Annotated in this window: 10 protein-coding genes; 6 read left to right on the top strand and 4 right to left on the bottom strand. The window is 69.0% G+C overall.

The genetic code is table 11. The features are described 5' to 3' along the window. The first annotated feature begins 47 nt into the window (after window positions 1-47). The 4 genes from ACZ5DS_RS02550 (at window position 48) to ACZ5DS_RS02535 (ending at window position 5,325) form a co-directional block, all read left to right on the top strand. Window positions 48-1,052, top strand: a complete 1,005-nt coding sequence (locus ACZ5DS_RS02550) for a carbohydrate ABC transporter permease (RefSeq protein ID WP_468233168.1) — start codon at window positions 48-50, stop codon at window positions 1,050-1,052. 19 nt (window positions 1,053-1,071) lie between these two features. Then, on the top strand, window positions 1,072-1,977 hold the full coding sequence (locus ACZ5DS_RS02545) for a sugar ABC transporter permease (RefSeq protein WP_468233166.1): 906 nt from the start codon (window positions 1,072-1,074) through the stop codon (window positions 1,975-1,977). A gap of 151 nt (window positions 1,978-2,128) precedes the next feature. Then, on the top strand, window positions 2,129-3,814 hold the full coding sequence (locus ACZ5DS_RS02540; protein ID WP_468233165.1) for a glycoside hydrolase family 13 protein: 1,686 nt from the start codon (window positions 2,129-2,131) through the stop codon (window positions 3,812-3,814). A gap of 134 nt (window positions 3,815-3,948) precedes the next feature. Next, entirely contained in the window at window positions 3,949-5,325 is a 1,377-nt protein-coding gene (locus ACZ5DS_RS02535; RefSeq protein ID WP_468233163.1) for an alpha-amylase, read from the top strand. Window positions 5,326-5,335: 10 nt separating this feature from the next. Here ACZ5DS_RS02535 and ACZ5DS_RS02530 read toward each other — a convergent pair whose 3' ends face one another. Further along, a complete protein-coding gene (locus ACZ5DS_RS02530; RefSeq protein WP_468233161.1) occupies window positions 5,336-5,518 on the bottom strand; it encodes a carbohydrate-binding module family 20 domain-containing protein in 183 nt (60 codons plus the stop codon). Between the two features lie 84 nt (window positions 5,519-5,602). On the opposite strand from ACZ5DS_RS02530, the gene pulA reads away from it, so the two are divergent. Both pulA and ACZ5DS_RS02520 read left to right on the top strand, forming a co-directional pair. Then, on the top strand, window positions 5,603-10,969 hold the full coding sequence (gene pulA / locus ACZ5DS_RS02525) for a pullulanase-type alpha-1,6-glucosidase (protein ID WP_468233160.1): 5,367 nt from the start codon (window positions 5,603-5,605) through the stop codon (window positions 10,967-10,969). Window positions 10,970-11,001: 32 nt separating this feature from the next. Continuing rightward, window positions 11,002-11,364 carry a 5-carboxymethyl-2-hydroxymuconate Delta-isomerase gene (locus tag ACZ5DS_RS02520; RefSeq protein ID WP_468233158.1) on the top strand — a complete coding sequence of 121 codons (363 nt, stop codon included), beginning with the start codon at window positions 11,002-11,004 and terminating at the stop codon, window positions 11,362-11,364. A gap of 3 nt (window positions 11,365-11,367) precedes the next feature. Here ACZ5DS_RS02520 and ACZ5DS_RS02515 read toward each other — a convergent pair whose 3' ends face one another. The 3 genes from ACZ5DS_RS02515 to ACZ5DS_RS02505 all read right to left on the bottom strand — a co-directional run bounded on the left by ACZ5DS_RS02515 (window position 11,368) and on the right by ACZ5DS_RS02505 (window position 14,089). After that, window positions 11,368-12,057 carry a TetR/AcrR family transcriptional regulator gene (locus tag ACZ5DS_RS02515; protein WP_468233157.1) on the bottom strand — a complete coding sequence of 230 codons (690 nt, stop codon included), beginning with the start codon at window positions 12,055-12,057 and terminating at the stop codon, window positions 11,368-11,370. 68 nt (window positions 12,058-12,125) lie between these two features. Beyond that, entirely contained in the window at window positions 12,126-13,175 is a 1,050-nt protein-coding gene (locus ACZ5DS_RS02510) for a PDR/VanB family oxidoreductase (protein WP_468233155.1), read from the bottom strand. After that, complete coding sequence (locus tag ACZ5DS_RS02505; RefSeq protein ID WP_468233153.1) at window positions 13,175-14,089, bottom strand: metal-dependent hydrolase; 915 nt, start codon at window positions 14,087-14,089, stop codon at window positions 13,175-13,177. Before ACZ5DS_RS02505 ends, ACZ5DS_RS02510 begins: the two co-directional genes overlap by 1 nt. Between the last annotated feature and the right edge of the window lie 15 nt (window positions 14,090-14,104).

Here is a 14,104-nt window from a genome sequence, read left to right as displayed (position 1 = left end):
CCGGCCTGTGCCCAGGCCCGCCCCCTGATCTCCCGAAGGTGTCGAACATGACAGTCGCCATCGACCGCGCCACCGGCAGCCGCCGCGGTGACCGCGCGCCGCGGCCCGGCCTGGGCCAGCGCATAAAGAACGGACTCCAGAAGCACTGGTACGCCTACGCGATGATCGCGCCGGTCGTCATCGTGCTCGGCGTCATCGTGGGCTATCCGCTGCTGCGCGGTTTGTACCTGACCCTGACCGACGCCAACAGCCTCAACTCGGCGCGCACGATCGGCGTCAACCACATCGACGCCACGTACAAGTTCATCGGGATCGACAACTACAAGGACATCCTGTTCGGCCCGCTGGCCTACGACCGGTTCTGGTCCCACTTCCTGTGGACCGTCTTCTGGACGGTCGCCTGCGTGGCCCTGCACTACACCATCGGCCTGGGCCTCGCGCTCATGCTCAACCAGAAGCTGCGCGGCCGCACCTTCTACCGGGTGATGCTGGTCCTGCCCTGGGCCGTGCCGACCTTCGTCACCGTCTTCTCCTGGCGGATCATGCTCGCCGACTCCGGCGCGCTCAACCAGTTCCTCGGCTCGCTCCACCTGCCCCAGCCGCAGTGGCTGGAGGACACCTTCTGGCAGCGGTTCGCCGCGATCATGGTCAACACCTGGTGCGGTGTGCCGTTCATGATGCTCTCGCTGCTCGGCGGCCTGCAGTCCATCGACTCCTCGCTCTACGAGGCCGCCGAGATGGACGGTGCGAGCGCCTGGCAGCGCTTCAGGCACGTCACCCTGCCCGGTCTGCGCTCGGTCAGCTCCACCGTCGTCCTGCTCGGCATCATCTGGACCTTCAACCAGTTCGCCATCATCTTCCTGCTGTTCGGACCCACCGGCGCACCCGACGCCCAGATCCTCGTGACCTGGGCCTACTACCTGGGCTTCGGCCAGCAGCCGCGCGACTTCGCCCAGTCCGCCGCGTACGGCGTGCTGCTGCTGTCGATCCTCACCGTCTTCACGTCCTTCTACTTCCGCTGGCTGAAGCGCAATGACCAGCTCGCCGTCTGACGCCGCAGGAGCCGCCGCCATGAGCACCACGACCCTCGAGAAGACCGAGACCGGACCGGCCCCCGCCCCGCAGCCCCGGCGCCGCACCCGCCGCCGCGGCGAACGCGGCCCGCTCGGCGCCGCCCTCCTGCACGGCGGCCTCACCGTGGCGAGCCTCATCGCCCTGGCCCCGGTGGCCTGGCTGGTCTTCCTGTCCCTCGGCCCGGACAAGGACGACTACCTGCATCCGGGCAAGATCCTGGGCAAGCTCACCTTCTCCAACTACAGCTTCGTGCTGCAGCACACCGCGTTCTTCGACTGGTTCAAGTCGACGATGATCGTGGCCCTGGGCACCACCTTCGTCGGCGTCTTCGTCGCGGCCACCACCGGCTACGCCGTCTCGCGCATGCGCTTCCCCGGCTACAAGTCGCTGATGTGGGTGCTGCTGCTCACCCAGGCCTTCCCGATCGCCATCCTGATCGTGCCGATGTACGAGATCTTCAGCGAACTCGGCCTCATCGACACCTACTGGTCGCTGATCGTCATCAACTGCACCACGGCCGTGCCCTACAGCGCCTGGCTGCTCAAGGGGTACTTCGACACCATCCCCTTCGAGATCGATGAGGCCGGACGCGTCGACGGGCTCACCCCCTTCGGCACCTTCTTCCGGCTGATCCTGCCGCTGGCCCGCCCCGGGCTCGCCGTCGCCGCCTTCTACAACTTCATCACCGCCGTCGGCGAGGTCGCCTTCGCGACCACCTTCATGCTCGACGACTCGAAGTACACCTTCGCCGTCGGTCTGCAGACCTTCGTCAGCGAGCACGACGCGCAGTGGAACTACATGGCCGCCACCGCGGTACTGATCGCGATACCCGTGTCCGTGTTCTTCTACCTCGTGCAGAAGAACCTCGTCACCGGCCTCACCGCAGGCGGCACCAAGGGCTGAGTCCCTTGTCCGCACCGGGTTCCCGCGCGCCTGTCCGCGCGGGTAGGCGGCCGCGGTGTCCATCCGACCCCGCTGACACCGCGGCCGCCTCGCACACCCGCCGCCCGAAAAGACCCCAATGAACCGAACTCCGTTACGCATCAAGGACGCCATGAGCCAGCAGCACCCTGCAGCCCCGGCCGCCGACTCCGCCGTCGTCACCGTCGCCAAGCGCCGCGACTGGTGGCGGGACGCGGTCATCTACCAGGTCTATCCGCGCAGCTTCGCCGACAGCAACGGCGACGGCATGGGCGACCTGGAGGGCGTACGCTCCAGACTCCCGTACCTGCGCGACCTCGGCGTGGACGCCGTGTGGCTCAGCCCCTTCTACGCCTCCCCGCAGGCCGACGCCGGCTACGACGTCGCCGACTACCGCGCCGTCGACCCCATGTTCGGCAACCTGCTCGACGCCGACGCGCTGATCCGTGACGCCCATGAGCTGGGCCTGCGCATCATCGTCGACCTGGTCCCCAACCACTCCTCCGACCAGCACGAGTGGTTCAAGCGGGCGCTGGCCGAGGGCCCGGGCTCGCCTCTGCGCGAGCGTTACCACTTCCGCCCCGGCAAGGGCGAGAACGGCGAACTCCCCCCGAACGACTGGGAGTCGATCTTCGGCGGCCCCGCCTGGACCCGGGTCACCGAACCGGACGGCTCGGCCGGTGAGTGGTACCTCCACCTCTTCGCCCCCGAGCAGCCCGACTTCAACTGGGAACACCCCGCGGTCGGTGACGAGTTCCGCTCGATCCTGCGCTTCTGGCTCGACATGGGCGTCGACGGCTTCCGCATCGACGTCGCCCACGGTCTGGTGAAGGCCGACGGCCTCCCGGACCTCGGCTCCCACGATCAGCTCAAGCTGCTGGGCAACGATGTCATGCCGTTCTTCGACCAGGACGGCGTGCACGCCATCTACCGCCAGTGGCGCACGATCCTCGACGAATACGCGGGCGAGCGGATCTTCGTCGCCGAGGCCTGGACCCCGACCGTCGAGCGCACGGCGAACTACGTCCGCCCCGACGAACTCCACCAGGCCTTCAACTTCCAGTACCTGAGCACGGAGTGGGACGCGGGCGACCTGCGCACGGTCATCGACCGCACCCTGGAGGCGATGCGCCCGGTCGGCGCCCCCGCCACCTGGGTCCTGTCCAACCACGACGTCACCCGGCACGCCACCCGCTTCGCCAACCCGCCCGGCCTCGGCACCCAGATCCGCACGGCAGGCGACCGCGCACTCGGCCTGCGCCGAGCCCGCGCCGCCACCCTCCTCATGCTGGCGCTCCCCGGCTCGGCGTACATCTACCAGGGCGAGGAACTGGGCCTCCCGGACGTGGTGGACCTCCCCGACGAGGTGCGCCAGGACCCCGCGTACTTCCGGGGCGCCGGCCAGGACGGCTTCCGCGACGGCTGCCGGGTGCCGATCCCGTGGACCCGCGAGGGCTCCTCGTACGGCTTCGGCAGCGGCGGCAGCTGGCTGCCCCAGCCGTCGACCTGGGCCGAGCTGAGCGTCGAGGCGCAGACGGGCGTGCCGGGCTCGACGCTGGAGCTGTACCGCTCCGCGCTGAGCGTCCGCCGCTCGCAGCCGGACCTGGGCGCGGGCGACGCGGTCGAGTGGCTCCGTGCCCCCGAGGGCGTCCTGGCCTTCCGCCGGGGCGAGTTCGTGTGCGTCGCGAACACCACCGGCGAGTCCGTGACGACCCCGTCCTACGGCCGTGTCCTGCTCGCCAGCGGCGAGCTGACCGAGGCGGACGGCGAGACGAAGGTACCGGCCGACACGACGGTGTGGTGGTCGACCGTGGCCTGACGGCCCATCTGAAAGTTTTTGCATCAACTTCACAACGGCCCGCTGTCTTTCAGACGGCGGGCCTTTAACATCTGCGTCACCGCAAGTTTGCTGAAACATTGCAGCAAGCGCCTTCAAGGACGAAGGACCCCCACATGGCACGCAGAACCCTCCCCGCGGCACTCGCCCTCGCGGCCGCAGTCATGGTTGGCATGTACCCGACCGCCGCACAGGCCTCCCCGCCCGGCACCAAGGACGTCACCGCCGTCCTCTTCGAGTGGAACTACGCCTCGGTGGCCCGCGAGTGCACCAGCACCCTCGGCCCCGCCGGCTACGGATACGTCCAGGTCTCCCCGCCCGCCGAGCACATACAGGGCTCGCAGTGGTGGACGTCGTACCAGCCGGTGTCGTACAAGATCGCGGGCCGCCTCGGCGACCGCACGGCGTTCCAGAACATGGTGAACACCTGCCACTCCGCCGGCCTGAAGGTCGTGGTGGACGCCGTCGTCAACCACATGTCGGCGGGCTCCGGCACCGGCACGGGCGGCTCGTCGTACACGAAGTACAACTATCCCGGCCTGTACTCGGTATACGACTTCGACGACTGCACGGCCCAGGTGTCGAACTACTCCGACCGCTGGAACGTGCAGCACTGCGAACTGGTCGGCCTGGCCGACCTGGACACCGGCGAGGAGTACGTCCGCAAGACGATCGCGGGCTACATGAACGACCTGCTCACCCTCGGCGTGGACGGCTTCCGCATCGACGCGGCCAAGCACATCCCGGCGGAGGACCTGGCGAACATCAAGAGCCGCCTGACGAACCCTTCCGTCTACTGGAAGCAGGAGGTCATCTATGGCGCCGGGGAAGCCGTCCAGCCCACCGAGTACACGGGCAACGGCGACGTCCAGGAGTTCCGCTACGCCTACGACCTCAAGCGCGTCTTCAACAACGAGCGCCTCGCCTATCTGAACAACTACGGCGAGGGTTGGGGCTACATGAGCAGCTCGGTGGCCGGTGTCTTTGTCGACAACCACGACACCGAGCGCAACGGCTCCACCCTCAACTACAAGGACGGCGCGAACTACACCCTGGCCAACGTCTTCATGCTGGCCTATCCCTACGGCGCCCCGGACATCAACTCCGGCTACGAGTGGTCGGACGTGGACGCGGGCCCGCCCAACGGCGGCACGGTCAACGCCTGCTGGCAGGACGGCTGGAAGTGCCAGCACGCCTGGCCGGAGATCATCCGCATGGTCGCTTTCCGCAACGCGACGCGCGGCCAGGCGGTATCCAACTGGTGGGACAACGGCAACAACGCGATCGCCTTCGGCCGGGGGAGCAAGGGGTATGTGGCGATCAACCACGAGACCGGCAGCTTGACCCGCACCTACCAGACCTCGCTGCCCGCAGGCACGTACTGCAACGTGCAGAACAACACGACGGTGACGGTGAACTCCGCAGGGCAGTTCACCGCCACCTTGGGCTCGAACACGGCGCTCGCGATCTACGCCGGGAAGTCGAGCTGCTGAGCCGGGAGGGCTACTTCCAGCTGTTGCTCGTCGTGTAGCCGGACGAACTGCCCGTCGTGTACGAGCGGTTCGTCCCCGACTCCCACGTCACGTTCCCGGAGCCGTCCTTCTTCACGTACTTGTACTCGAAAGCGTGCGGCAGTTGAGAAGGGCCGTCAAGGTTGACGCTGAAACTTCTTGCTATGAGTTTCAAGACTCTTGCTGTAAACCTTTCGCCGGCGATACGGTCGCGCGGGGTCGGACCCAAGAGAGCCGCATTCGCTAGGAGTTACCGCCTGTGAAACCGAGAGCGAGACGGGCAGCGGCCGTCACCGCCGTAGCCCTCGCCGCCGCATTGATCCAGCCACTGGCCGCCCACGCCGCCACCCCGCCCGCGCCCCCCTCGGACGCGGCCCTCGCCGCCCAGCCCGCCCGGCACGACGACACGCGCGAGCAGTTCTACTTCGTCATGCCGGACCGTTTCGCCAACGGGGACAGGTCCAATGACCGGGGCGGCCTGACCGGTTCACGCCTCAGCACCGGCTACGACCCCACCGACAAGGGCTTCTACCAAGGCGGCGACCTCAAGGGCCTGACCAAGCGGCTCGACTACATCAAGGGGCTCGGCACCACCTCCATCTGGATGGCGCCGATCTTCAAGAACCGCCCGGTGCAGGGCACGGGCAGCAACGCCTCCGCCGGCTACCACGGCTACTGGATCACCGACTTCACCCAGGTCGACCCGCACTTCGGGACGAACAAGGACCTCCAGACCCTCATCTCCAAGGCGCACGCCAAGGGCATGAAGGTCTTCTTCGACGTCATCACCAACCACACCGCCGACGTCGTGGACTATGCGGAGAAGTCGTACGGCTATCTGTCCAAGGGCGCCTTTCCGTACCTGACCAAGGACGGGCGGCCGTTCGACGACGCCGACTACGCGGACGGCAGCCGGAAGTTTCCGGCCGTGGATGCCGGTTCCTTCCCGTACACCCCGAAGGTCACGAACAACAGCAAGGTCCCGGCCTGGCTCAACGACCCGACGATGTACCACAACCGGGGCGACTCGACGTACGCCGGTGAGTCGACCACGTACGGCGACTTCTCCGGGCTCGACGACCTGTGGACCGAGCGTCCCGAGGTCGTCCAGGGCATGGAGAAGATCTACGAGCGCTGGGTGCGGGACTTCGGCGTCGACGGGTTCCGGATCGACACCGTCAAGCACGTGAACATGGAGTTCTGGACCCAGTGGGCCACCGCGCTCGACAGGTACGCGGCCGCGCACGGGCGGAAGAACTTCTTCATGTTCGGCGAGGTCTACTCCGCCGACACCTCTATCACCTCTCCGTACGTCACCCAGGGCCGCCTGGACGCCACCCTCGACTTCCCCTTCCAGGACGCGGCCCGCGCCTACGCCTCCCAGGGCCGCAGCGCGCAGCGACTGGCGAGCGTCTTCGGTGACGACTACAAGTACACGTCCGGCAAGGCCAACGCGTACGAGCAGGTCACCTTCCTCGGCAACCACGACATGGGCCGTATCGGGTACTTCCTGAAGCAGGACAACCCGAAGGCCACGGACGCCGAGATCCTGAAGAAGGACAAGCTCGCCAACGAGCTGATGTTCCTCAGCCGGGGCAACCCGGTCGTCTACTACGGCGACGAGCAGGGCTTCACCGGCTCCGGCGGCGACAAGGACGCCCGCCAGACGATGTTCGCCTCCAAGGTCGCCGACTACCTGGACGACGACGAGATCGGCACCGACCGCACCCACACGAGCGACGCCTACGACACGAGCGCGCCGCTGTACAAGGACATCGCGGCCCTCGCGGGGCTCCGCAGGACCAACCCGGCCCTGACCGACGGCGTCCAGACCGAGCGGTACGCGGCCGACGGCGCCGGCATCTACGCCTTCACCCGTACGGGCGCGAAGACGGGCGCCGAGTACGTCGTCGCCTTCAACAACGCCGACAGCGAGAAGTCCGCGACCTTCGCCACCGGCTCGGCCGGCATGTCGTACCAGGGCATCTACGGGACCTCCGATGCGGTGAAGTCCGACGCCGACCGCAAGGTCACCCTCACCGTCCCGGCCGGTTCCGCCGTCGTACTCAAGGCCACCGGCACCCTCGCCGCGCCCGCCGCCAAGCCGACGATCACGCTGACGGCCCCGGCCGCCGGTGCCACCGGGACCGTCGACGTCACAGCCGACATCGACGGCGGTCAGCTCAACCGCGTGGTCTTCGCCGCCCAGGTCGGCAACGGAGCGTGGAAGACCCTCGGCTCCGCCGACCACGCCCCCTACAAGGTCAGCCAGTCCCTCGGCAAGGACGTACCCGCCGGGACCGCCCTGCGCTACAAGGCGGTCGTGATCGACTCGGCCGGGCACACCGCGAGCGCCCTGGCGAGCAGCACCACCGGCACCCGGCCCGCGCCCCAGGTCCCCACGGCCTCCTCCCGGGACTACGCGATCGTCCACTACAAGCGCACCGACGGCGACTACGCCAACTGGGGCCTGTACGCCTGGGGCGACCTCGCCGACGGCGAGGCCACGAACTGGCCCGCCAGCCACCCCTTCGTCGGCCGTGACGCCTACGGCGCCTTCGCCTACGTCAAGCTGAAGCCGGGCGCCTCGAACGTCGGCTTCCTGGTCATCGACAAGGACGGCAACAAGGACGTCTCCGCCGACCGGTCCATCGACGTCACCAAGACCGGTGAGGTCTGGGTCGAGCAGGGCAAGGCCGACGTCCTGACGAAAAAGCCGGACTATCCCGCCCAGGACAAGGCCAAGGCGGTCATCCACTACCACCGCGCCGACGGCAACTACGACGGCTGGGGACTGCACGTCTGGGCGGGTGCCGCGCACCCCACCGACTGGTCGAACCCGCTGCAGCCGGTGAAGACTGATGCCTATGGCGCGGTCTTCGAGGTGCCGCTCACCGAGGGTGCCACCAGCCTCAGCTACATCATCCACAAGGGCGACGACAAGGATCTCCCCGCCGACCAGTCCCTGGACCTCAAGTCCAACGGCTACGAGGTGTGGCTGTTGAACGGCCAGGAGAAGTACCTGCTGCCGCAGCCCGCGGGCAGCGCGGCCGCCCTCGACCTGACCACGTCCAAGGCGGTCTGGATCGACCGGAACACGGTCGCCTGGAACGGCGTCGACGGCGCCGCCTCCACCCAGCTGCTGTACTCCCACGACGGTTCCATCGCCGTCAAGGACGGGGCGCTGACCAGCGACGACGAGCGCTGGCTGCGGCTGACGAAGACCACGCTCACCGACGCCCAGAAGGCGAAGTTCCCGCACCTGAAGGACTACACCGCCTGGTCGATCGACCCGCGCGACCGGGACCGGGTGCGCGTGGCGCTCGGCGGACAGCTCGTGGCCTCGCAGCGCGCGGCGAACGGTGCCGTGCTGGCCGCGACCGGTGTGCAGATCGCCGGTGTGCTGGACGACCTGTACTCCGGCGCGACGAAGGCCGCGCTCGGACCGGTGTTCCACGACGGCAGGCCGACCCTGTCCGTGTGGGCGCCGACGGCCCAGTCCGTCCACCTCGACCTCGACGGCACGGCCGTGAAGATGCACCGCAACGCCACCACCGGCGTCTGGTCCGTCACCGGCCCCGCCTCCTGGAAGGGCAAGCCCTACCGGTACGTCGTGAAGGTCTGGGCGCCCAGCGTCCGCAAGGTGGTCACCAACAAGGTCACCGACCCGTACTCGGTCGCGCTCACCGCGAACTCCGAGCGCAGCCTCGTCGTCGACCTGAACGACACGTCCCTCGCGCCCAGCGGCTGGGCGGGCCTGCGCAAGCCCAGGGCCGTACCGCTGAAGGACGCGCAGATCCAGGAGCTGCACATCCGGGACTTCTCCATCGGGGACCGCACCTCGAAGCACCCGGGCACCTACCTGGCCTTCGCGGACAAGGGCAGCGACGGCTCGCAGCACCTGCGTGAGCTGGCGAAGGCGGGCACCTCGTACGTCCACCTCCTCCCCGCCTTCGACATCGCCACGATCCCCGAGAAGAGGGCCGACCAGGCCACCACCGACTGCGACCTGGCCTCGTACGCGGCCGACTCCGACAGGCAGCAGGAGTGCGTGGCGAAGATCGCCGCGAAGGACGCCTACAACTGGGGCTACGACCCGTACCACTACACGGTCCCCGAGGGCTCGTACGCCACCGACCCCGACGGCACGGCCCGTACGGTCCAGTTCCGCACGATGGTCCAGGCGCTCAACGAGGACGGCCTGAGGGTCGTCATGGACGTCGTCTACAACCACACGGCGGCCGGCGGCCAGGCCGACACCTCCGTTCTCGACAAGGTCGTGCCGGGCTACTACCAGCGGCTCCTCGCCGACGGATCGGTCGCGAACAGCACCTGCTGTGCGAACACCGCGCCCGAGAACGCGATGATGGGCAAGCTGGTCGTGGACTCGATCGTCACCTGGGCCAAGCAGTACAAGGTCGACGGCTTCCGCTTCGACCTCATGGGCCACCACCCGAAGGCCAACATCCTCGCGGTCAGGCGGGCGCTCGATTCACTGACCATGGAGAAGGACGGCGTCGACGGGAAGAAGATCATCCTCTACGGCGAGGGCTGGAACTTCGGCGAGGTCGCGAACGACGCCCGGTTCGTGCAGGCCACGCAGGCGAACATGGCCGGCACCGGCATCGCCACCTTCTCCGACCGCGCCCGTGACGCCGTGCGCGGCGGCGGCCCCTTCGACTCGGACCCCGGCATCCAGGGCTTCGCGTCCGGGCTGTACACCGACCCGAACGCGTCGACGGCCAACGGGACTCCGGCCGAGCAGAAGGCCCGGCTCCTGCACTACCAGGACCTGATCAAGGTCGGTCTGACCGGGAACCTGAAGTCCTTCCACTTCACCGACACCGACGGCAAGGAGGTAAAGGGCTCCGAGGTCGACTACAACGGCTCGCCCGCCGGTTACGCGGACGCACCCGGCGACGCGCTCGCCTACGTGGACGCGCACGACAACGAGTCGCTGTTCGACGCCCTGACCTACAAGCTGCCCGCCTCCACGAGCGCCGCGGACCGGGCCCGGATGCAGGTCCTGGCCATGGCCACGTCAGCCCTCTCGCAGGGCCCGTCCCTCTCCCAGGCGGGCACCGACCTGCTGCGCTCGAAGTCGCTGGACCGCAACTCCTTCGACAGCGGCGACTGGTTCAACGCCATCCACTGGGACTGCGCCGACGGCAACGGCTTCGGGCGGGGGCTGCCCATGGCGGCCGACAACCAGTCCAAGTGGAACTACGCCAAGCCGCTGCTCGGCACGGTCAAGGTGGGCTGCCCGCAGATCACCGGTGCCTCGGCCGCCTACCAGGACCTGCTGCGGATCCGTACGACGGAGAAGGCGTTCTCCCTCGGGACGGCCACGCAGGTGCAGGAGCGGCTCTCCTTCCCGCTGTCCGGCAAGGACGAGACGCCCGGGGTGATCACCATGCAGCTCGGTGACCTGGTCGTGGTCTTCAACGCCACCCCGCAGCAGCAGGAGCAGCGGATCGGTGCCCTCGCCGGGACGGCCTACCGGCTGCACCCGGCGCAGGCAGCCGGTGCGGACGCGGTGGTGAAGACCTCCTCCTATGCGGCCGACTCGGGCACGTTCACCGTGCCCGCGCGGACCGTGGCGGTGTTCACCCGGGCGGCGAAGTAGGGTCGGACCCGCGTCGTAGAACAGGAGTGCCCATGCCGCAGATCACCGTCGACTACTCGAACACGATGGAGGCCGCCTTCGACCGCGCGGGTTTCGCGCGGGCGCTGCACGAGGCGGTCGTGAAGATCGCGGCGGCCAAGCCGGAGGCCTGCAAGACGCAGTTCCGGCCCAGCGCCTTCACGGCGTTCGGGTACGAGGACCCGGCGGATCACGGGCACGCGGTCGTGCACGTGACCATCGGGCTCCTCGCCGGCCGCAGCGACGAGACCAAGGCGAGGCTCACGGAGGCCGTGCTGGAGCTGCTGCGCACGTGCGTGGCGGACAAGCGCTTCGAGCTCCACGCCTCCGCCGAGATCCGCGACCTGGATCCGTCCTACCGGAAGTTCGACCGCTAGGACCTAGGGAGCAAGGCTGAGCAGCCGGCCGACGAGCTCTGCGAAGGGCCCGTCGGCCGGCTCGTCCTTGACCATGGTGCGCAGCAGGGCGGCCATGTCCGCGTCGTAGGCCGCGCTGACGGCGGCCAGGGCGGCGAAGTCGTGCACGAGCTGGAGCTCCAGCTCGCCGCGCGGGATGCGCCGGCCGTCCAGCCAGATCAGGGCCGTCGACTCGGCGAGCGAGATCCAGGAGCGGACGACCAGTTCCATGCGCGCGGAGGCCTCGGTGACGCCCAGGTGCGACAGGATCTGTTCGTAGGCGGCCTGCCGTACGGAGTCGATGAGCGCGTTGGTCGTCGACGAGCCGACGGCCGGGCCGCCGCGCATCAGCGCCGAGAAACCGGGGCCGTGCTCGTCGACGAAGTCGAAGAAGCGGCGCATCACGCGCAGCAGCCTCGCCCCCAGCGGACCCTCGTGCGGCTCCGCGAACCGGCCCGCGAGATCCTCCGAGGCACGCTTCAACGCGGCCTCGTACAGGCTGAGTTTGCCGGGGAAGTAGTGGTAGACGAGCGGGCGTGAGATGCCCGCCGTCGACGCTATCTCGTCGATGGAGACCTCGTCGGGCGAGCGGCGGCTGAACAGGTCGAGCGCGACACCGATCAGCTGCTGCCGCCGCTCCTCGACGCCCATCCTGCGGCGAACCCCGGTACTCATGCGAACACCATACCGATCGGATCCGGCCCGGAACGGGCCGGACCGGCACCGGCGTTCACATGATTCCGTCACAAGTCCAGCACGAGACGCTCACTTCTGGCCCGTGACACACAGATCAGCATCGAGTCGGCACGCTCCGCATCCGTCAGCAGCTCGTCCCGGTGGTCCACCTCGCCCTCCAGCACCCGCTGTTGACACGTTCCGCAGAAGCCCTGCCGGCAGGAGTAGGCGGTGTCCGGCAGTTCACGGCGCACGGCGGCCAGCACGGTGGAGTCGGCCGGGACCGTCAACGTCCGCCCGCTGCGGCGGAGTTCGACCTCGAACTCCGCGTTCCCGTCGGCCGACAGACGCGGCGCGAACCGCTCCAGGTGCAGCACGGCACTCTCGGGCAGCCGGGCCTCCACCGCCGCCATGAGGCCTTCCGGACCGCAGCAGTACACGGCCGCCCCCTCCGCGACGTCCGCGAAGAGCGCCTCCAGGTCCGGCCGTCCGTCCTCGTCCTCGGCGACGAGGGTCAGCCGGTCCCCGGCGAGCCCCCGCACCTCCTCCAGGAACGGCATGGAGGCCCGCGTGCGCCCGCCGTACAGCAGCCGCCAGTCGGTGCCGTCCGGCAGGGCCCGCAGCATCGGCAGGATCGGCGTGATGCCGATTCCTCCGGCGACGAAGACGTACGAGGGCGCCGTCACGAGCGGGAAGCGGTTCCGGGGGCCGCGCACCTCCAGCTCCATGCCCTCGGCGAGCTGCTCGTGCACCTCGCGCGAGCCGCCCCGGCCGTCCTCGACCAGCCGGGTGGCCACCGTGTACGAGGAGGTGTCCGCCGGGTCCCCGCACAGCGAGTACTGCCGCACCAGCCCCGAGGGCAGCACCAGGTCCAGGTGCGCACCGGGCTCCCACGGCGGCAACCCGCTTCCCTCCAGGCGCAGTTGTACGACTCCCTCGGCGACCGTCTCGTGCCCGGTGAGCAGCAGCCGCAGCGCCCGTGAGCGCGGGCGGCCCGAGACGGGCGGGTCCAGGGTGGGCATGGGCCACAGCGGCGAGGCCTGGATGCGGCGGCGCAGGGCCCGCCGGGTGAGCAGGGCGGCGCCCGCGACGAGCACGACGGTGCGCACCTTCGGCATCAGACGGCCCCCTTCGCGGAGCGCTCCGCCTGCTCCGCGGCGAGCGCGGCGGGGGAGGCCGCCAGATAGGCGACGGCCTGGGCGGTGGAGCCCTCATGAGAGGGGTGGTAGGCACGGCTCAGGTAGCGCGGGATGGACTTGAGCATCGCGCCGGTCGTGGGCAGGGTGCCGCGCCGGCCGCTCAGATAGAACTCCTTGACGGAGGCCTTGCCGTCCACGAGGGTCGGGTCGTTCTCCATGAAGAATCGGGACCCGCGCTGCCACAGGAACACCAGCGCGCTGAAGGCCGTCGCCCAGGTGCGCACCCGGCGCCGGTAGCTGCCGTCGACATGCAGGAACAGGTCGAAGGCGACGGAGCGGTGCTCGACCTCCTCGGCGCCGTGCCAGCGCAGCAGGTCCAGCATGGTCGGGTCGGCGCCGCGCCGGTCCAGCTCGGTGGCGTTGAGCACCCAGTCGCCGAGGAAGGCGGTGTAGTGCTCGATCGCCGCGATCAGCGCGACCCGCTCCAGCAGCCACCAGCGGCGCGCCCTGCCCGGGGGCAGGGTGCGATCGCCGAGCAGCTTCTCGAAGAACCAGTCGACCTGCGCGGTGTACGGCGTCGGGTCGAGCCCCAGCTCCCTCAGGTGCGGCAGAACCTCGTCGTGGGCCTGGGAGTGCATCGCCTCCTGCCCGATGAAGCCGATGACGTCCTCGCGGAGCCGGTCGTCCCGGATGAGCGGCAGCACCTGCTTGTACACGTGCACGAACCACCGCTCCCCGGCGGGCAGCAGCAGGTGCAGCACGTTGATGGTGTGCGTGGTGAACGGGTCGCCGGGGACCCAGTGCAGCGGCGTGTCCTCCCAGGAGAAGGACACGTTGCGGGCCTTGAGCGGTATGCGCTCGGACTCCACCGGCCGGGCCTGCGTGTTAGACATGGCGTCAATGTACTG

Source organism: Streptomyces sp. NPDC031100, from assembly GCF_055570785.1.
Note: the sequence above shows the minus strand (reverse complement) of the source record. Positions and strands in the feature narration are given on the sequence as shown.